The 17,478-nt window shown below is 59.5% G+C and carries 21 protein-coding genes; 6 read left to right on the forward strand and 15 right to left on the reverse strand.

The features are described from left to right. The first annotated feature begins 4 nt into the window (after positions 1 to 4). Entirely contained in the window at positions 5 to 724 is a 720-nt protein-coding gene (locus tag DXH95_RS12395; protein WP_115549839.1) for a helix-turn-helix transcriptional regulator, read from the forward strand. Positions 725 to 733: 9 nt separating this feature from the next. On the opposite strand, the gene DXH95_RS12400 is transcribed toward DXH95_RS12395, so the two are convergent. The 10 genes from DXH95_RS12400 to purE form a co-directional block, all read right to left on the reverse strand. Next, on the reverse strand, positions 734 to 1,177 hold the full coding sequence (locus DXH95_RS12400; protein ID WP_115549840.1) for a DUF3035 domain-containing protein: 444 nt from the start codon (positions 1,175 to 1,177) through the stop codon (positions 734 to 736). 14 nt (positions 1,178 to 1,191) lie between these two features. Continuing rightward, a complete protein-coding gene (locus tag DXH95_RS12405; RefSeq protein WP_115549841.1) occupies positions 1,192 to 1,437 on the reverse strand; it encodes a DUF3035 domain-containing protein in 246 nt (81 codons plus the stop codon). A gap of 2 nt (positions 1,438 to 1,439) precedes the next feature. Continuing rightward, a complete protein-coding gene (lspA, locus tag DXH95_RS12410; RefSeq protein WP_115549842.1) occupies positions 1,440 to 1,970 on the reverse strand; it encodes a signal peptidase II in 531 nt (176 codons plus the stop codon). A 131-nt stretch (positions 1,971 to 2,101) separates the two neighbouring features. Next, positions 2,102 to 4,918 carry an isoleucine--tRNA ligase gene (ileS, locus tag DXH95_RS12415; RefSeq protein WP_115549843.1) on the reverse strand — a complete coding sequence of 939 codons (2,817 nt, stop codon included), beginning with the start codon at positions 4,916 to 4,918 and terminating at the stop codon, positions 2,102 to 2,104. Positions 4,919 to 4,990: 72 nt separating this feature from the next. After that, positions 4,991 to 5,827 (reverse strand): PI-PLC domain-containing protein, encoded by an 837-nt coding sequence (locus tag DXH95_RS12420; protein WP_115549844.1) that lies wholly within the window; start codon positions 5,825 to 5,827, stop codon positions 4,991 to 4,993. Further along, positions 5,824 to 6,750, reverse strand: coding sequence for a bifunctional riboflavin kinase/FAD synthetase (locus tag DXH95_RS12425; RefSeq protein WP_115550175.1), 927 nt, complete (start codon positions 6,748 to 6,750; stop codon positions 5,824 to 5,826). The genes DXH95_RS12420 and DXH95_RS12425 overlap by 4 nt, the downstream gene beginning before the upstream one ends. A 2-nt stretch (positions 6,751 to 6,752) precedes the next feature. Next, complete coding sequence (locus DXH95_RS12430) at positions 6,753 to 7,949, reverse strand: dipeptidase (protein ID WP_115549845.1); 1,197 nt, start codon at positions 7,947 to 7,949, stop codon at positions 6,753 to 6,755. Between the two features lie 3 nt (positions 7,950 to 7,952). Then, entirely contained in the window at positions 7,953 to 8,447 is a 495-nt protein-coding gene (locus DXH95_RS12435) for a dihydrofolate reductase (RefSeq protein WP_115549846.1), read from the reverse strand. Between the two features lie 38 nt (positions 8,448 to 8,485). Further along, positions 8,486 to 9,556 carry a 5-(carboxyamino)imidazole ribonucleotide synthase gene (locus DXH95_RS12440; protein WP_115549847.1) on the reverse strand — a complete coding sequence of 357 codons (1,071 nt, stop codon included), beginning with the start codon at positions 9,554 to 9,556 and terminating at the stop codon, positions 8,486 to 8,488. Then, positions 9,553 to 10,008: a 5-(carboxyamino)imidazole ribonucleotide mutase gene (gene purE / locus DXH95_RS12445; RefSeq protein WP_115550176.1), complete on the reverse strand. Its 456-nt coding sequence runs from the start codon at positions 10,006 to 10,008 to the stop codon at positions 9,553 to 9,555. The genes DXH95_RS12440 and purE overlap by 4 nt, the downstream gene beginning before the upstream one ends. Before the next feature lie 213 nt (positions 10,009 to 10,221). On the opposite strand from purE, the gene DXH95_RS12450 reads away from it, so the two are divergent. Continuing rightward, the gene (locus DXH95_RS12450; protein ID WP_181883671.1) at positions 10,222 to 10,815 is read left to right on the forward strand and encodes a GGDEF domain-containing protein; all 594 of its coding nucleotides are present in this window, start codon (positions 10,222 to 10,224) and stop codon (positions 10,813 to 10,815) included. Positions 10,816 to 10,818: 3 nt separating this feature from the next. Here DXH95_RS12450 and gpmA read toward each other — a convergent pair whose 3' ends face one another. Both gpmA and DXH95_RS12460 read right to left on the reverse strand, forming a co-directional pair. Next, positions 10,819 to 11,505, reverse strand: a complete 687-nt coding sequence (gene gpmA, locus DXH95_RS12455) for a 2,3-diphosphoglycerate-dependent phosphoglycerate mutase (protein ID WP_115549849.1) — start codon at positions 11,503 to 11,505, stop codon at positions 10,819 to 10,821. Between the two features lie 68 nt (positions 11,506 to 11,573). Continuing rightward, positions 11,574 to 12,191: a succinate dehydrogenase/fumarate reductase transmembrane subunit gene (locus DXH95_RS12460; protein ID WP_115549850.1), complete on the reverse strand. Its 618-nt coding sequence runs from the start codon at positions 12,189 to 12,191 to the stop codon at positions 11,574 to 11,576. Positions 12,192 to 12,292: 101 nt separating this feature from the next. Between DXH95_RS12460 and DXH95_RS12465 the strand changes: the two genes are divergently transcribed. After that, positions 12,293 to 12,817 (forward strand): RrF2 family transcriptional regulator, encoded by a 525-nt coding sequence (locus DXH95_RS12465; protein WP_239016640.1) that lies wholly within the window; start codon positions 12,293 to 12,295, stop codon positions 12,815 to 12,817. Here DXH95_RS12465 and DXH95_RS12470 read toward each other — a convergent pair. Genes DXH95_RS12470 through DXH95_RS12480 form a run of 3 tightly spaced genes read right to left on the reverse strand, consistent with a single transcriptional unit; the run spans position 12,798 to position 15,042 of the window. Continuing rightward, entirely contained in the window at positions 12,798 to 13,253 is a 456-nt protein-coding gene (locus tag DXH95_RS12470; protein WP_115549851.1) for a GNAT family N-acetyltransferase, read from the reverse strand. The two genes, DXH95_RS12465 and DXH95_RS12470, sit on opposite strands and share 20 nt — an antisense overlap. A 9-nt stretch (positions 13,254 to 13,262) precedes the next feature. Then, complete coding sequence (locus DXH95_RS12475) at positions 13,263 to 14,399, reverse strand: M14 family metallopeptidase (RefSeq protein WP_115549852.1); 1,137 nt, start codon at positions 14,397 to 14,399, stop codon at positions 13,263 to 13,265. 46 nt (positions 14,400 to 14,445) lie between these two features. Then, positions 14,446 to 15,042, reverse strand: coding sequence for a DUF4136 domain-containing protein (locus DXH95_RS12480; protein WP_115549853.1), 597 nt, complete (start codon positions 15,040 to 15,042; stop codon positions 14,446 to 14,448). A 118-nt stretch (positions 15,043 to 15,160) separates the two neighbouring features. Between DXH95_RS12480 and ykgO the strand changes: the two genes are divergently transcribed. The 3 genes from ykgO to sucC all read left to right on the forward strand — a co-directional run bounded on the left by ykgO (position 15,161) and on the right by sucC (position 17,282). Next, entirely contained in the window at positions 15,161 to 15,286 is a 126-nt protein-coding gene (ykgO, locus tag DXH95_RS12485) for a type B 50S ribosomal protein L36 (RefSeq protein ID WP_033920696.1), read from the forward strand. A gap of 93 nt (positions 15,287 to 15,379) precedes the next feature. Further along, positions 15,380 to 15,988 (forward strand): HAD family hydrolase, encoded by a 609-nt coding sequence (locus DXH95_RS12490; protein WP_115549854.1) that lies wholly within the window; start codon positions 15,380 to 15,382, stop codon positions 15,986 to 15,988. Positions 15,989 to 16,076: 88 nt separating this feature from the next. After that, positions 16,077 to 17,282 (forward strand): ADP-forming succinate--CoA ligase subunit beta, encoded by a 1,206-nt coding sequence (gene sucC, locus DXH95_RS12495; RefSeq protein ID WP_115549855.1) that lies wholly within the window; start codon positions 16,077 to 16,079, stop codon positions 17,280 to 17,282. Positions 17,283 to 17,478: the final 196 nt, after the last annotated feature.

Raw genomic sequence — 17,478 nt, forward strand, 5'->3', positions numbered from 1 at the left:
GCGCATGACGCACGACGTTTCGGCTTTGCTCGAGCGTGAAAAGGACGTGTTGCGGCTTCTGCTGGTTGGGCATGACGCGAAAAGCATTGCGCGACACCTCGATTTATCGACCCATGTGGTGAATGAGCGTTTGCGCGATGCTCGGCGCAAACTCGGCGTCAGCAGCAGCCGCGAAGCCGCGCGTTTACTGGCCCTAGCCGAAGCAGACATTCCCAAAAATTTTGGGGACAAGGATTTTGGATACCCCAATCCAGCCGAAGCGGTGACTGATGTGAATGCGCAAGTGGGTCAAACGCTTGCGCGTACAGGCGTCAACAAAGGGACTCTCGTCATGATCGTTTCAGCAACTCTGCTCGCCAGCGCGGCTTTTCTCTTTTCGATGAACAGCGCAGCTCCGACTGGCTCCGCGGCAACCGTTGTTTCAACTTATCCTGCCAATGGATCACAGATCAAACCGGGTCCGTACAAGCTGACCGTCCGATTCGATCGGCCAATGGCCCCGGACAGTTTCAGTTTCGTGCAGGTTGACCGGGCGACCTATCCCGAATGCAGCGGAAAACCGGCACAATCGGCAGATGGAAAAAGCTATTCACTCAATTGTATCGCGCGCGCCGGAAAGCGGCACGAGGTATGGTTCAATCGCACGCCCTATATGAATTTCCGCAGCAAGGCCGACGCCCAACCGGCCAGCCCTTATCGTTTGCAGTTTTCAGTGAAACCCTGACTGCGCGAGTTATTGCGGAACAGCCGCCTGCGCGCTTTGTCCGTCACCTTCGGGGGCGGCGATGATGTCGCGGGTGACGGCGCCCTTGTTCACCGTTGTTGTTTCGGGGTCGCCCACGGTCGAGCGAATACCCATCTCGCCGGTGCCTGCTGCCGCCACAACCGCGCGTTCACCGGCTGAACGAGAGGCATCGCCGCCGAACATGGCTTCGAGCACCTGTTCGGGCGTGTTGCCATCCTGTGCACGGGGGACGCCGACTTGCGAAGGCACCAAAGGATAATCGGGCGGCACGACCAGCGGCGCGACGCGGCTGGTTGCCGGGCCTTTTGTGGCATCTTCGCCGCGAATGTCCCAATCATAGAGCGCCTGATAGGCACCGCCGACCGACTGGCAGCCTGAAAGCGCGAACAGCATCGCAGAAGCGCTGGCGGCAAGGACGAGATTTTTCTTCATGGCCTATTCGGTCCTTACTGTTTGGGGGCGCCGAACATGGCGTCGAGCATCGCCTGCTTGCTATCGCCTTCCTGCGGGCGGCCTGCACCCGGCTGCGGCGTGGGCAGCGTCGACAGATCGGCAGGAACGGCCAGGGGAGCAGCACGGCCGACGGCAAATTCGTCAGGACGTTCGCGGTCGAACACGCTGGTAGAACCGCAGGCCGAAAGCGCTGAAAACGCCAACAGGCTGGCCGATGTAATGATGAATTTCCGCGTCATGGTCACTCCGCTATCCCGTTCCCGCTTGACGCGGGATGAACGTCATCCCTTTCGCGTATCAGGAACGCGCGGGCAAGCAATATCAGCACGCCGATGGTGATGCAGGCATCGGCGAGGTTGAAAATCCAGAAAGGGCGGAAGCTGCCGAAATGCAGGTCGGCATAGTCGACAACATAGCCATAGCGCACGCGATCAACGATATTGCCCAGCGCCCCGCCTAAGACCATCGCCAGCGCGAGGACATCGCCGCGCAATTTTTCGCGCCACATCCAGATGGCGACCACCCCCGCGATCACCGCGGTGAGGCCGACGAGCAGCCAGCGTTCCAGCTCGCTCCCTGCCTCCAGAAAGCCCATCGATACGCCGCGATTTTCGGCCCAGGTCAGGTCGAAGAAAGAGACGATATGGATCTGCCTGCGGCTTTGCAGCGCCAGCGGCCCGATCATGATGAACTTCACCGCCTGATCGGCAATAAACAGGAAGCTGGCGAGCATCAGGCCCTGCAGGCGGAATTTGGGGTTAGCCGTAGTCATAGCAAGGCCCTTAACCCCTATGCTCGTCATGCTGAACTTGTTTCAGCATCCATCTCTCCGCATAGACCGAAGAGTAGCGAGGCGAAATGGACCCTGAAACAAGTTCAGGGTGACGAAATTTGAAGGTGGGATCAGCCATTCAGCACCTCGTCGCAACGCCCGCACAATGCGCCGTCTTCGGAGACTTCGGGCAAATGCCGCCAGCAACGGCCGCATTTGTGGTGGGTGGTTGGCTCAATTGTGATGCCTTCATGGCCGGGAACAAGATGCACTGAACCCGAAATGAAGGTTTCGGCAAGTGTTTCAGTATTCAGATCACGCAGCATCGGTTCGAGATCGCTCATCGTCACTTCAGCCTCAAGGCTGGAACGGACAATTTTATCGCGACGATGTGGTTCAATGGCTTCTGTAACCTTGGCGCGCAATTCGCGAAGTTCATTGCCGCGAACGAGGACATTTGAGTCATGATCGAAAGTCGGCAGTTCCGGCCATTCCAGCAAATGCACGCTGTCGGCATCCGGATAGCGCGAGGCCCAGACTTCCTCCGCCGTGAACACCAGCACCGGCGCGGCATAGCGGACCATTGCATGGAACAAGATATCGAGCACGGTGCGATAGCTGCGGCGTTTCAGGCTCTCCGGCGCGTCGCAATAGAGGCAGTCCTTGCGGATATCGAAGAAGAATGCCGAAAGGTCGTTGTTCGCGAAATCCGATAGCAAGCGGACATAAGTGTTGAAGTCGAAATCATTGACTGCGACTTTCAGCTTTGCGTCCATATCCGCGAGCAGGTGGAGCACATAACGCTCCAGTTCCGGCATCTCTGCCACATCGGCAACCCGCTCTTCCTCGCTGAACCCATCCAGCGCGCCGAGCAGGTAGCGGAAGGTGTTGCGCAGCTTGCGATACTGGTCGGCCACGCCTTTGAGGATTTCATCGCCGATGCGGTGATCTTCGGTGAAATCGACCGACAGCGCCCACAGCCGGATAATGTCGGCGCCGTTGGTTTCCATCACCTTCAGCGGGTCGACGGTGTTGCCCACCGACTTCGACATTTTGAGGCCCTTGGCATCCATGGTGAAGCCATGGGTGAGGACGGCGTTGTATGGCGCGCGGCCGCGCGTGCCGCAGCTTTGCAGGAGTGACGACTGGAACCAGCCGCGATGCTGGTCGCTGCCTTCCAGATAGAGGTCGGCGGGCCAGCTCAGTTCCGGCCATTTGCCGCTTTCGAGCGTGAAGACATGGGTGCAGCCCGAATCGAACCAGACGTCGAGGATGTCGAACACCTGCTCATAATCCTCGGCCTTATAGTCGCTGCCCAGATATTCCTGCGCGCGCGTGGCTTCCCACGCGTCGACGCCTTCGGCCTTGATAGCCTCGACAATGCGCGCGTTGACGCCCGCGTCGTTCAGATATTGCCCGGTCTTGCGATCGACAAACAGCGTGATCGGCACGCCCCATGCGCGCTGGCGGCTGAGCACCCAGTCCGGGCGGCCCTCGACCATCGAACCGATGCGGTTGCGGCCCTTTTCGGGGACGAAGCGGGTGTCGGCGATGGCCTGCATGGCTTTCTGGCGCAGCGTCGCCTCGCCCCGATCCATCGGCACAAACCATTGCGGGGTGCAGCGATAGATGACCTTGGCTTTGGAACGCCAGCTATGCGGATAGCTGTGCTGGTAATCCGCACTGGCGGCGAGCAGGCCGCCTGCCTCGCGCAGGTCGGTGCAAATGGGGCCATCAGGCGCGTTGAATTTGGGGTTGATGACGCTGCCTTGCCCACCGAGCCAGCCCCAGTCGGCGCGATATTTGCCATCGCCCTCAACCGCGAATTGCGGCTCCAGCCCGTGCGCCTTGCAAAGGTCAAAGTCATCCTCGCCATGGTCGGGTGCCATATGGACAAGGCCGGTGCCGCTGTCGGTGGTGACGAATTCGCCGGGCAGGAAGGGGCGGGGCTTGGCAAAGAAACCGCCCAGATGGTGCATCGGGTGGCGGGCAATGGTTCCGGCTAGGTCGGAGCCTTTCACTTGTTTGTCTGCTACCTTTCCGATTGAGTCCGCCAACTCTTCAGACGTGAACTCACCTTCCTTAAAAGTGAGACCCGCTCGCTCCAAGAACTGACTCACCAAATCGAAAGCTACGATGTAACGTCGGCCATCGCTGGCCTCGAAGTGGAGGTAGTAAATATCCGGACCATAGGCGATCGCCTGGTTGACCGGGATCGTCCAGGGCGTTGTCGTCCAGATCACCGCATATGCGCCGACCAGTTTGGGGATCGGACTTTCGGTGATTTCAAAAGCCACATCGATTTGCGTCGAGGTGATATCCTCATATTCCACCTCGGCCTCGGCCAAAGCGGTCTTTTCGACCGGCGACCACATCACCGGCTTGGCCCCGCGATAGAGCTGACCGCTTTCGGCAAATTTCAGCAGTTCGGAAACAATCGTCGCCTCGCTGTCGAAATCCATCGTCAGATAGGGCTTGTCCCAATTGCCGAGGATGCCGAGCCGCTTCACCTGCTCGCGCTGCACATTCACCCAATGCTGGGCATAGGCGCGGCATTCGGCGCGGAATTCCTTGACCGGAACCTCATCCTTGTTGAGCTTTTTTTTGCGATATTGCTCCTCGACCTTCCACTCGATGGGCAGGCCGTGGCAATCCCAGCCGGGCACATAGGGCGCATCCTTGCCGAGCAAAGTCTGCGTGCGGCAGACCATGTCTTTCAGGATATGGTTGAGCGCATGGCCGATATGCATGTCGCCATTGGCATAAGGCGGGCCATCATGGAGGATGAACTTCTCACGGCCCGCGCGGGCTTCGCGCAGCTTATGGTACAGCCCGTCCGCTTCCCACTTTGCCAATATGCCGGGTTCCTTCTGCGGCAGGCCAGCCTTCATCGGGAATTCGGTCTTCGGCAGGAAGACGGTGTCTTTATAGTCTTGCTTTTCGGTCATATCGCGCGGGTGCTTAGGGGATTACGCGGCAAGGATAAAGCCAAGAAACACCTCTCTCCTTGGGAGAGGAACTTACCGCCGCAAGGCAGGCCCCAGCTCCTCAATCCTGTCGACCCAGACATAGCCGTTAAAGCCGCTTGCAATTTCACCATATTGGCGGACTTCGGTGAGGCCTTTAATCTTACCATCCACTACATCCTGCGCGATGATGACGGTGGTATTGGCCTTGGCCATGCGGTCGAGGAAGCGGTTGGGCCAGCCCCAGAGGGTGAAGCCCAGTTCATCCAGCGTCAGCAGCATCACGCCATTGGCGCAGCTTTCGGGGACATTGCCCAACAGCGAGCCGCGATAGTCGGCGGCGCATTGGCGTGCCTTGGCGGTGGTGAAGGCGCGCATTGCCGGGCGTTCGGCTTTTGCAGCGGCAACCGCCGCCTCGTCGCCGATCAGGATATGGCGGCGATCCCCGGCGGGAAGTTTGACCAACAAGGCCTTTACGGTGTCCGCGCCCTTGGCTTGCCAGAACAGTTCGGGGCGCGAGAGGCTGTAGGCTGTGGCCGCAACGTCGGGGCGCGGTTGCGCCAGATCGGCGGCGCATCTGCTGGCAAACTGGCGCACCGGCACCAGCTTCCCGTCGGCCATCTCGACCGGCACATGCACGGCATCGGCCTCTACCCCCGCCGCCAGTTGCAGCGCGGCAAGGTCTGGCCCGACGGCAACCGCGCCATAGCCCGCATTGGCCGCAGACACGCAGCCATTGGATCCCAGCACTGGCGCAACGCCCTTGTCAGCCACCAGCTTCGGCCCACCCTCCGGTGCGTCGGCCAGCCAGCTTGCATGGAACAGCGTGAAGGCGAAGAAGAGTGCGACGAGAGCAAGGACGATGATGGTGGTGCGCTTGGAAACCTTCATGCCTTCAACGCCACTTTCGCATCTTCGCAATCCTTTGCGATCTGCGCGATCAGCGCGTCGAGGCTGTCATATTTGCCTTCAGGCCGCAGAAAGGCGTGGAATTCGACTTCGATCATCTGGTCATAGATCATCTCGGCAAAGTCGAAGAAATGCGGCTCGAGCAATTCCTTGGGCGGCTCGAACTGGGGGCGGATACCGACATTGGCGGCGCCGTCGAGCACGCGGCCATCGGGCAGCTTCCCGCGCACCGCATAAACGCCATAACGCGGGCGCAGATAATGGCCCATGTCCATATTGGCGGTCGGGAAGCCAAGGTCGCGGCCATTTTTGTCGCCATGCTGGACGACGGCCTCAATCGCAAAGGGCCGTGTGAGGAGGCGCGTTGCCACGTCGCATTCGCCCGCCTTAAGCGCGTCGCGGATGCGGCTGGAGGAGATCACGCCGCCCGCATCGGTGACTGGACCCACAGTCGTTGCTGTGATGCCATGCGCCGCGCCCAGATCGCGCAGCACATCGGTATTGCCGCCGCGCGCCTTGCCAAAGGTGAAATCCTCGCCGGTCACGACGCCCGAAACGCCCAGCCGTTCGGCCAACAATTTGATGACAAAATCCTCTGCCGTGGTTGCGGCGAGTTCGGCATCGAAATCGAACACCAGCATCGCGTCGGCACCCGCCTCTGCGAACAGGTGCTGGCGCTGCTCAAGCGTGGTCAGCCGGAACCAGGGGACGTGCGGCGCAAAGAAACGCACCGGATGCGGGTCGAAGGTGGCGATGATCGCCGGTTTGCCTGCTGCCTTGGCTTGCCGGATGGCTTCGCCCGCCACGGCCTGATGGCCAAGGTGGAAGCCATCGAAATTGCCCAACGCGACCACGGCGCCGCGCAGCGCCTCGGGCATGGGATCGCGGGAGGATAGGCGGGGGATGCTCATGCGGCGGGCGGTGCCTTTGCCATAGGCTTCAGTCCCTCGCGCAGCACGCGGATGGCATTGCCGCCCATCACGGCGCGGATTTCCTCAGGCGTGAAGCCTTCGTCCATCAACGCCTGCGTCACCTGCACCAGTTTCGAGGTGTCGAAGCGTACCGTGGTCGCACCGTCATAATCGCTTCCCAGCGCGACATGCTGTATGCCGACCAGATCACGGACATGCTTCATCGCCTTGGCCACCGATTTGGGGCTGGTGTCGCAGATGGCGCCATCCCAATAACCAATGCCGATGATCCCGCCCGTCTTGGCGACGCCTTTGATATGCTCGTCAGACAGGTTGCGGTTGACCTTGCAGGTTGCCTGCACCCCGCCATGGCTGGAAACCACCGGACGGCGCGCCATTGCCAATATTTCGGTGACGCACTGGCGGCTGCAATGGGCGATATCGACGATCATGCCCTTTTCTTCCATGCGCCGGATGACTTCGCGGCCCAGCTGCGTCAGCCCGCCTTTCTTGATGCCATGCATCGATCCGGCGAGTTCATTGTCGAAGAAATGGGTGATCCCCGCCATGCGGAAACCGGCCGCGTAAAGCTTTTCGAGATTTTCGGCCTTGCCCTCGAGATTTTGCAGGCCTTCGATGGAGAGCAACCCGCCTACCGGGACCGAACGGACGCCCTTGCGTGCGGCAAGCAGGCTATCGATCTTGTTACTCGTATCGACCAGCCGCAATCCGCCGTCGCTATCGCTGGCGGCCTCGGCCAAATGCAGCTTCTTTGAATGCCACAGTGATCGTTCGAGCAGCGAATTCCATGTCCGCACCGGCTGCATCTGCGCGACTGCCAGCAGCGTGATGTTATCGCTATCCGCGCCATTGGCGTCGTAATTCTGCCCCTTGGGCGTTTTCGAAACACTGGAGAAAACCTGTAGCGCGACATTGCCTTCGACGAGGCGTGGCAGGTCCATATGCCCGCGCTCGGTACGTTCGAGGACGTCGCGTTTCCACATTAGCGTATCGGAGTGCAGGTCGACGATGGTCAGCGTCTTGTGCAGCGCAATCGCCTCGGCGCTCACTTTGGGCAATGGCTTGCGATCGACCTTGTTCATCGATGCTTCGACATAGCCTGGCGCGATGCCGAATAAGCCGACCGCGCCTATCAAGAGCAGGGCGACAATCCCCCAGAAAAACTTACGCATGCGCTACCCCTCCTTGCGCACCAGTGTCACGAAATCGAAGGCGGGCGTACTTCCCTCTGCGGGGTGTGATACCCGCGAAGTCTCCTGCCAGTCCTTGCGATCAAACGCCTCCAGCACGGTGTCACCTTCTGGCTTGGCCTTCACCTCGGTGAGTTCGATCCGGTCTGCCCTGGGAAGAAAAAGGCGATAGATTTCGGCCCCGCCGATGACGCAGACATGCGGGCCGTTGGCGAGCTTCAGCGCGTCCTCGACCGAATGCGCGACTTCCGCGCCTTCTTCTGCCCATTCCGGATCGCGAGTCAGCACGATATGGCGTCGCCCTTCGAGCAGCCCCGGCAGGCTGTCAAAGGTCTTGCGCCCCATGATCATCGGCAGGTTTTTGGTCACCTGCTTGAAATGCCTGAGGTCAGCCGGGATGCGCCAGGGCAGGTTGCCATTTGCGCCGATCACGCCATTGTCGGCCCTTGCCACTACCAATATGATTTCGGGATGATCCATCGCCTGCCGCTCTGCCTTATCCGTATCGGCGATACAAGTCAGCGATACAGGCGGGTGACATGCCCCATCTTGCGGCCAGGGCTGGGTTCGCCTTTGCCGTAGAGGTGTACATTGGCATCGTCGTCGGCGAACAGCCTTTTCCAGTCTTTGGCATCGTCCCCGATCAGATTTTCCATTTCGACGCGGTCAGCGGTCAGGTGTGTTGCGCCCAAGGGCAGGTCGCACACGGCACGGATATGGTTTTCGAACTGGCTGGTGGCGGAGCCTTCGATCGTCCAGTGGCCGCTATTGTGGACCCGGGGCGCCATCTCGTTGAACAGCGGGCCGTTGGCAGTGGCGAAAAATTCCATCGTCATCACACCGACATATTCGAGTTCTTCGGCGGCAGCCGCAGCGAATTTGCGTGCCTCGCCCTGCTGCGCTTCGATCAGCGGGCCAGCGGGAAGCGTTGAATGCGCCAATATACCGCCGTCGTGCCGGTTGCGCGGGCTATCCCAAAAACGGATGTCGCCGTTGCTGGCGCGGGCAAGAATGACGGAGAATTCAGTTTCGAAATTTATCATCGCTTCGGCGATGGCGGGCTGACGGCCGATTTGCGCCCAGCCTTCGGATATGCCTTCCGGTTCGCTGACACGCGCCTGCCCTTTGCCATCATAGCCCATGCGGATGGTTTTCAGGATGGCCGGAAAACCGACTTTCTCGAACGCGGAATTGGCTTCTTGCCGGTCACCGACAATCTCGAACGGTGCGGTCACCCCGCCCAGCTTGATCGCAAAGAACTTTTCCTCAACCCGGTCCTGCGCGATTTCCAACGCCTTGATATTGGGCCGAATCGGGGTTCCAGCTTCGATGACGCGCAAAGGTGCAACAGCGACATTTTCGAATTCATAAGTGATGACGTCGCAACTGTCGGCAAAGGTCGAAAGTGCCGCGACATCGTCATAAGGAGCGCAGGTAAATTCGGCAGCGACCTCGGCCGCGATCGAATTTTCTTCAGGTGCATAGATATGGCAGCGATAGCCCATCTGTGTCGCAGCAATGGCAAGCATTTTTCCCAATTGCCCGCCGCCCAATATGCCGATCGTGGAACCCGGCGGAAGCGTCGTCATTCGGGGGACTCGCTGACTGATTCGGTTTGCGCCGCGCGCCAGGCATCCAGACGCCCAGCCAATTCCGGGTCGCTGGTGGCCAACATCGCCGCAGCGAGCAATCCGGCATTGGTCGCCCCTGCTTTGCCTATGGCCAGAGTCCCGACGGGAATGCCACCCGGCATTTGCACTATCGACAAAAGGCTGTCCATGCCGTCCAGAGCCTTGGATTGTACAGGGACCCCCAGCACCGGAAGCCGGGTCATTGATGCAACCATGCCCGGAAGGTGGGCGGCTCCGCCGGCACCTGCGATGATGCATTTCAGCCCACGGTCAACGGCGTTTTTGGCGTAGCTTACAAGCCGGTCGGGCGTGCGGTGCGCCGACACCACCTTGCACTCATGCGCAACGCCGAGGGCTGCGAGCACAGACGATGCCTCGCGCATGGTTTCCCAATCCGAACGGCTGCCCATGATGATGCCGACCAATGGTGCTTTGCTATCCACCTGATGTCCCTGATTTGCCCTTCTGTTCCGAGGACTAGCTCTGTAGCGACGCCTTTCCGCAAGCGCAATTACCGAAGGCAGAATGCGTCAGAGACGTAAATAGTTGCAATTTATTCAGAAATACACTGTATGCGCAAAAAACAACGGCTATCCGGGTCGCAAAATATAACCGGGGCCAAGATGCTGAAGCGCAACGATCAAATTTCTCCTGCCAATGCGAACGATCGCAGCGATGCGCTTGTGCGCGAAAATCTGCATCTGAAAGCCCGTGTGGCCGAGTTGGAACGGCTGGCAACAATCGACACGCTGACGCCCTTGTTCAACCGTCGCTATCTTATGCAGGAACTTGATCGCTGGTGCTGGCGCGCGCACCGTTATGGCGGGACTTTTGGCCTTCTCTACCTTGATGTCGACCGGCTGAAACAGGTCAACGACACGCATGGCCATGTCGCTGGTGACAATGTGCTTTGCGCGATTGCGGAGGCGCTGTCTTCCGCGACGCGCAAATCGGATGTCGTTGCGCGCATGGGTGGTGACGAGTTTGCCGTTTTGCTCGATTCGATTTCGGCAGAAAAGCTTGCAGAAAAGGCAGAGTCAGTCCGCGCACTTCTGACAGCGCTGCCAGTGAAGACAGCCGGGCCGACTTTGAAAATTGACGTGTCGGTTGGCCATTGCCTCATCGAGTCCGGTTCGCGTGCCAGCGAGGTTCTCATCGAGGCAGACCGTACCATGTATGCAGACAAACGCTCCAAATATGGAGAGGACGCGCGTTAGTTTTTAACGCTCTGACAGATAATAGCGGTCGGTCGCGTTCAGCGCATCATCCAGTTCGTAAACAATCGGCTGCCCGGTGGGGATTTCAAGGCCGGTGATGTCGGCATCCGAAATACCCGACAGGTGCTTTACGAGTGCGCGCAAGCTGTTGCCATGGGCGGAGATCAGCACGGTTTTTCCGGCTTTCAGTTCGGGCGCTATCACGCCTTCCCAATAAGGTAGCACGCGGGCGATCGTATCCTTCAGGCTTTCGGTATTGGGGATGGCGATGCCGGCATAGCGCGGGTCTTTTGACAGGTCATAGGGCGAATCGGCGTCGAGCGGCGGCGGCGGAATGTCGAAACTGCGGCGCCAGATATGCACCTGCTCGTCGCCATGCTTCGCCGCGGTCTCGGCCTTGTCGAGGCCGGTCAGGCCGCCATAATGGCGTTCGTTGAGGTGCCAGTCCTTGGTGACGGGCAGCCACAGGCGGCCCATCGCCTCCAGCGCGAGATTGAGCGTCTTGATCGCGCGGGTCTGCACGCTAGTGAAGCATGTGTCGGGCGCTATACCCTTTGCCTTCATCAACTCGCCTGCCGCCCATGCCTCGGCCGCACCCTTTTCGGTCACATCGACATCCCACCAGCCGGTGAAACGGTTTTCCAGATTCCATTGCGACTGGCCGTGGCGGATGAGGATGAGCTTGGGCATGGGCGTGTCCTTTGAGCAGGTGGTGCTTTCAGCGCGCGCTTAGGGCGGTCCGCCCTCGGACGCAAGCCTCAGGCCAGCCCGATAATCGCTAACAGACCATCATAATATTCGCGGTAATCGGCGTGGATTTTTACCGGATACAGCCAGCCGCCAAAGCTCATCCAATAGGCCAGCACCACCGGGACGGCACTCCACGCCGCGATCCGGGCCGCTTTTTCTTTCCCATTGAAATGCAGGATCGCGCCCAGATGTGCCCCGACGGACAGCACGGCTAGGGCGTAGTAAGGATAAAAATAGCCCTGCATTTTTGCGTGCAGCAACGGGCCGGACACCCAGAGGAAGTTGGTATCTAGCCCTGCGCCATAGCGGGTGAAAAGCGCCGCGCCGCTATGTACGATAATGAAGTAGGCGAGGTAGAATCCGCTCGCCAGTTGCAGCTTGGCCCAGCCGCTCTTGCCCGGCTCACGCCAGCGGCGCAGCGCGAGACGGATGCCGAGGCCTATTTGAAACAGCAGGGCGGCAATCAGCAGCGGCTCAATCACCGGATTCCGATAGATCCACTGCACCGACTTGAGCGCCGCATTATGCGCCTCCGGCCCGGCAATCGCGAACAGGTGCACCGCAAGATGAGTGAAAAGAAAGAGCGCGATCACGCCTCCGGTAATGCGGTGCAGCTTGCGGGTCATTGGGCTTTTTCCTTGGAAAAACGAATCATTATGGATATTAAATATCCGAATTAAATCGCCGCCGCAAGCAGGGGCGGCAAACATAGGTCAGGTGGTTCCGGATGAAGATGAACAAGGGTGTCGAATGGGCGGTCCATGCCTGCGCCTTGCTCGCGCCGTTGGGGGCGGGAAGGGGCCTCAGCCTGGCGGCGCTCGCCGATTATCATGGCGTGCCCTTGCCCTATATGGCGAAGCAGATGCAGCTGCTCAGCAAGGCCGGAATCGTCCGCACCAGCCGTGGCCACACCGGCGGCTATGCACTGGCCAGACCGCCGCAGGAAATCAGCCTTTGGGATATCAAACAAGCGGTCGACGGCAGCGCGCCTGCCTTTCGCTGCACCGAAATCCGGCAGAAGGGGCCATGCGCCGTTCCGCGCGCCGATTGCCGCGCTCCTTGCGCCATCGCCGCCGCTTTTAGCCGTGCCGAAAATGCGTATCGCGATCTGCTGCGTGCAATCAGGCTGAGCGACATTCTCTCCGATGTGACCGGGGAGGGCAACGCGCAGCACATGCTCGGTATGCTCCGCTGGTATGAAGCCAATGTGACGGTGCTGCCGGAGAAGAAGCCTAAAGCGCCAGCGTCATGAAACGGCTGAACGGATCTTCCTTATAGTCCGCAAACGGCCCGCAATATTCAAAGCCATAGCGTAGGTAGAGACTATGCGCGGCATCGAAGGCAGGGCCGGAACCGGTTTCAAGGCTCAATCGCTGATAACCTCGCGCCTCGGCTGTCGCGATAATATGCTCCAGCATCGCCGCCGCCGCGCCCTTGCGGAGTTGATCCGCATGGGTCCGCATCGATTTGACTTCGCCATGGCCGGAATCGATTTCTTTCAACGCGCCACAGCCCATCAGCGCATCATCGTCCCACACTGACCAGAAGGTGACCCCCGGTCCCTTTAGTCCTTCGAAATCGAGAAAATGGCAACTGTCCTTGGGCGAATTGGCGAGCATCCCCGTAAAATGGGTCTGGAGCAATGCGCTGATTTCCGGCCCAGTCAGATCGTCTTCGATAATACGCATCGGCTTGTTTCAAACCATCTCCGCCAGCGTCGCGAGACATTCCTGAGCCAGCAGCTTGCAGCGTTCGGGCGACCAGCCTTGTTCCGGATCGTTGGCGTTGATGGTGTCCTTGAACGGCATCTCGAGTGTCATCGAAACACAGCCGTGAGACGGGCCAAAGCGTTCGGCGAGTTGGTTGGTCGACATGGTAAGGTTCGCCTTGCCCGGGCCGGAAATTCCATAGCCCAGCTTGGTCTGGAAATCGGGGGTGCGTTCGGCGAGGCGGTTGATGAAGCGGGTATAACGCTCACCCTGCGCGTCGGTCCAGGACGGGATGCCTTCAAAGCCTGCCATGAAGGCAGCCGGGATCGCTTCGTCGCCATGCACGTCCATCGCCCAATGCACTCCGGTTGCGTCCATCGCGTTGCGGATGGCGAGGACTTCGGGGCTGCGTTCGGCGCTGGGCTCGGCCCATTCGCGGTTGAGGTTCACGCCAACATAGTTGGTGCGCAGATGGCCCCGGCAGCTGCCGTCGGGGTTGCAATTGGGCACGACATGGATGCGGCATTTTTCGAGCAATTTGCGCGTGTGCGGGTCGCTGGGGTCGGTCAGCATGTCCAATGCGCCTTCCATCCACCATTCGGCCATGCTCTCGCCCGGATGCTGGCGGGCGTAAAGCCAGACCTGTGTGTCGCCATTGCCCATTTCGAGGCAGTCGATCGGCTGGCCTTCCAGGCTTGTGCCGAGGCAGCGATAGTCGACTCCCTCGCAGGCGGCGGTTTCCGAGACGAGGTCGTGGTGCCGCTCCATCGAATAGGGTGCGAAATAGGCAAACCAGGCGAGACCCGAGACGCTGGTGTAGCGGATGGTCAGCGTGCCGCCATCCTCAGCCTTGTCATAGCTGGTCTCAGCACGTGCCCAATAGTCACGGTCTTCGGAAACGCAGGCGCGGTAATCGGGCCAACCGCCGGGATAGGCGCTTCTTTCAAGGCCGGTGATTTTCAGGATAAATTCTTCGCCCGCCTCGGCAACGACACGGAAATGGAACCATTGGAAGAAGTCCGAATCCTTGTCCTTGCGGATGGATAGCCTGGCAGTTGCGCCGTCGATCGAATCGGTGATGATATTGCCGCTGTCGAAGGCGGCGTTGATGCTGTGAATTGTCATGGGGCGGCGGATTAGCCGCCTTATGCCCGACTGTCGAGTGTACGGCCTATGGAACGGTTATCGCTTCCCCACTAATTCCGGGAAATTCCTTGAATAGCGCCTCTGCCAGCTTCGACGCTGCAATGCCTGGTTGTGCCGATGGTGAATTTGCCGCGCCGCGTTGGACTGCCTTCCCTTCCCATATAATCAGGTTGTCCGCGCTGCGTACGATCCGAACGCGAAGCGTTGTTTCGACGCCGCGCTGGTCGGCAAGCGCGTTCAGGTTCACACCTACGCCAACCCCTACGCCCGACCCGTAGCTTCCGGTCGAACCGCCCACGCCGACAGACACAGGATTACGATCATTGCCGCGAAATTCGACACGCTGGACCGAAACTTCGGCGACGACGTCGCTGCCGACAAGGGCTTCGCTATAGCCGACGCGATTCATTTCGCGCTCGATCGCTGCCAAATAGGGTGACAAGGTCAGGCCGTCCCCTGCTCGCATGTCGCCTGCGGGAGTAACCGAAAAGCTGCCTGAACCATAGACCACGCCCTCAGCGACCCGATTGAAACGGGTTACCTCAACAGGACCGGTCGGAATCGCGCAGGCCGAAAGCGACAGCGGGATAAGGATGAGCGGGAGCGTGCGGAACAGGTTCATGGCATAACCCTAAACGCTTCGCCAAAAAGCCGCAATGGCGCTTGACTTTGATGGCCTTCCCCCATAGAGGCGCGCCTTCAATTTCACGCAGCTTTGCACTTTTTAACGGGTAGATCCGATGAAGATCGTCAATTCTCTTAAGTCCCTCAAGGGCCGCCACCGCGACAACCGCGTGATTCGCCGTCGTGGCCGCGTCTATGTCATCAACAAGACCAACCGCCGCTTTAAAGCCCGCCAGGGCTGATTCGCCGGTATGTCCGGCATGCGCTGCATGCCAGCTATAACCGCCCCGGAAAATCCGCGGGCGGTTTTTTGCGTTTGAGTGCCGGAGAAGCAGATGACTGCGATTCGCGCGGTAGTCTTTGATGTCGGGCGGGTGCTGGTGCAGTGGGAATTGCGGGCACTGTTCGAAAAACTGATCGAGGATCAGAGCGAACTCGATTGGTTCCTGCAAAATGTTGTGACGCCGGAATGGCATTTTCAGCATGATGCTGGCCGACCACTGGCAGAGATGGTGCCCGAACTTCAGGTGCAGTTTCCAGCCTACGCCGCGCATATCAATGCTTATGCCACACGCTTCAATGAAACCATCCCCGGGCCGGTGGCTGGATCCTTCGAAATAGTCGAAGACCTGGCGCGCCGCGACGTGCCGTTATTTGCGATTACCAATTTTGGGGCAGAATTCTGGGCTGGATTTCGGCCCACTCAGCCGGTCTTCACCCACTTCAGCGACATCGTCGTTTCAGGCGAGGAAAATCTGACCAAGCCCGATCCGGCGATCTATCGGCTCGCGCTCGACCGCTTCGGTCTGGCGGAAGGAGAAGGGCTGTTTGTCGACGACAGCCTGCCCAATGTGGAGGGCGCGCGGGCGAATGGATTTGCCGCCCATCATTTCACCGATGCGCCAACGCTGCGAGCCGAGCTCGAGGCTCTAAAGCTCCTTTGATAAAAAAGCGCGTTCGGGCCACTTCCCTTGTGCGTCAAGCTGTGCTTAAGCGACCGGCGAATCTGGCATCGGAAGGACGCAATCTCCCATGAACATCCATGAATATCAGGCCAAGGAACTGCTGGCGAAATTCGGCGTTGCCGTGCCCAAGGGCATTGCGGCACTCTCGGTCGAAGAAGCCGTTGCCGCTGCCAAGCAGCTGCCGGGACCGCTTTATGTCGTGAAATCGCAGATCCACGCCGGCGGCCGCGGCAAGGGCAAGTTCAAAGAACTGGGTCCTGATGCGAAGGGCGGTGTCCGTCTGGCCAAGAGCATCGAAGAAGTCGAAGCACATGCCAAGGAAATGCTCGGCAACACGCTCGTGACTATCCAGACCGGACCTGAAGGCAAGCAGGTCAACCGGCTTTACATTACCGATGGCGCAGACATTAAGCAGGAATTCTATCTTGCGCTTCTCGTTGATCGTGCGACCAGCCGCATTGCAGTTGTCGCTTCGACCGAAGGCGGAATGGACATTGAAGAAGTCGCGCACAACACGCCCGACAAGATCCACACCATTACGATTGACCCAGCAACAGGGCTTCAGCCGCACCATGGCCGCAGCGTTGCCAAGGCGCTGGGCCTGTCAGGCGATCTGGCAAAGCAGGCTGCCAAGGTTTTAGCTGGCCTCTATGCAGCATTTCTCGGTTGCGATGCCGAACAGATCGAAATCAACCCACTTGCTGTGTGTGAAGGTGCCAATGGCGACGAACTGCTGGTGCTTGACGCCAAGGTCGGCTTCGATGGCAACGCCATGTTCCGCCACAAGGATCTCGCCGAACTGCGCGATCTGACCGAGGAAGACCCGGCAGAAGTCGAAGCCAGCGAATATGACCTCGCTTACATCAAGCTCGACGGCAATATCGGCTGCATGGTCAATGGCGCCGGTCTTGCCATGGCGACGATGGACATCATCAAGCTGAACGGCGAATTCCCCGCCAACTTCCTCGACGTCGGCGGCGGCGCCAACAAGGAAAAGGTCACCGCGGCGTTCAAGATCATTCTGAAAGACCCGGCGGTGAAGGGCATTCTCGTCAACATCTTTGGCGGTATCATGAAGTGCGACATCATCGCCGAGGGCATCGTTGCAGCGGCGAAGGAAGTGAACCTCTCGGTTCCGCTCGTCGTCCGCCTCGAAGGCACCAATGTGCAGCAGGGCAAGGATATCCTTGCGAATAGTGGCCTCCCGATCGTTCCTGCGAACGACCTTGGCGATGCCGCGAAAAAGATTGTCGCCGAGGTTCGCGCGGCTTGAGAAACAAGACCTCTCTCCTTCGGGGGAGAGGAACGAGACTTGGCAGCTTGCTGCCTAGTCGCAGTCGAGAGGGGCTGATCTCGCGCCGGAGCCCCGCTCTCAAGACTTGGCTAGGAAATATGTTTCCTAGCCAAGTCTTTCTCTCCCCTGAAAGAGAGAGACTGCCTACTTGACGTTAACGTAAACGTCATTCATA

Source organism: Sphingorhabdus pulchriflava (genome assembly GCF_003367235.1).
Taxonomy (GTDB): domain Bacteria; phylum Pseudomonadota; class Alphaproteobacteria; order Sphingomonadales; family Sphingomonadaceae; genus Sphingorhabdus_B; species Sphingorhabdus_B pulchriflava.

Bases quoted from the DNA above. Each gene is read 5' to 3' on its own strand.
- DXH95_RS12465 (WP_239016640.1), top strand. From the start codon at position 12,293: ATGAAGATGAACAAGGGTGTCGAATGGGCGGTCCATGCCTGCGCCTTG.
- gpmA (WP_115549849.1), bottom strand. From the start codon at position 11,505: ATGCCCAAGCTCATCCTCATCCGCCACGGCCAGTCGCAATGGAATCTG.
- sucC (WP_115549855.1), top strand. From the start codon at position 16,077: ATGAACATCCATGAATATCAGGCCAAGGAACTGCTGGCGAAATTCGGC.
- ykgO (WP_033920696.1), top strand. From the start codon at position 15,161: ATGAAGATCGTCAATTCTCTTAAGTCCCTCAAGGGCCGCCACCGCGAC.
- DXH95_RS12490 (WP_115549854.1), top strand. From the start codon at position 15,380: ATGACTGCGATTCGCGCGGTAGTCTTTGATGTCGGGCGGGTGCTGGTG.
- purE (WP_115550176.1), bottom strand. From the start codon at position 10,008: ATGGGCAGCCGTTCGGATTGGGAAACCATGCGCGAGGCATCGTCTGTG.
- ileS (WP_115549843.1), bottom strand. From the start codon at position 4,918: ATGACCGAAAAGCAAGACTATAAAGACACCGTCTTCCTGCCGAAGACC.
- DXH95_RS12395 (WP_115549839.1), top strand. From the start codon at position 5: ATGACGCACGACGTTTCGGCTTTGCTCGAGCGTGAAAAGGACGTGTTG.
- DXH95_RS12460 (WP_115549850.1), bottom strand. From the start codon at position 12,191: ATGACCCGCAAGCTGCACCGCATTACCGGAGGCGTGATCGCGCTCTTT.
- DXH95_RS12400 (WP_115549840.1), bottom strand. From the start codon at position 1,177: ATGAAGAAAAATCTCGTCCTTGCCGCCAGCGCTTCTGCGATGCTGTTC.
- DXH95_RS12475 (WP_115549852.1), bottom strand. From the start codon at position 14,399: ATGACAATTCACAGCATCAACGCCGCCTTCGACAGCGGCAATATCATC.
- DXH95_RS12470 (WP_115549851.1), bottom strand. From the start codon at position 13,253: ATGCGTATTATCGAAGACGATCTGACTGGGCCGGAAATCAGCGCATTG.
- DXH95_RS12430 (WP_115549845.1), bottom strand. From the start codon at position 7,949: ATGCGTAAGTTTTTCTGGGGGATTGTCGCCCTGCTCTTGATAGGCGCG.
- DXH95_RS12435 (WP_115549846.1), bottom strand. From the start codon at position 8,447: ATGGATCATCCCGAAATCATATTGGTAGTGGCAAGGGCCGACAATGGC.
- DXH95_RS12440 (WP_115549847.1), bottom strand. From the start codon at position 9,556: ATGACGACGCTTCCGCCGGGTTCCACGATCGGCATATTGGGCGGCGGG.
- DXH95_RS12480 (WP_115549853.1), bottom strand. From the start codon at position 15,042: ATGAACCTGTTCCGCACGCTCCCGCTCATCCTTATCCCGCTGTCGCTT.
- DXH95_RS12405 (WP_115549841.1), bottom strand. From the start codon at position 1,437: ATGACGCGGAAATTCATCATTACATCGGCCAGCCTGTTGGCGTTTTCA.
- DXH95_RS12450 (WP_181883671.1), top strand. From the start codon at position 10,222: ATGCTGAAGCGCAACGATCAAATTTCTCCTGCCAATGCGAACGATCGC.
- DXH95_RS12420 (WP_115549844.1), bottom strand. From the start codon at position 5,827: ATGAAGGTTTCCAAGCGCACCACCATCATCGTCCTTGCTCTCGTCGCA.
- lspA (WP_115549842.1), bottom strand. From the start codon at position 1,970: ATGACTACGGCTAACCCCAAATTCCGCCTGCAGGGCCTGATGCTCGCC.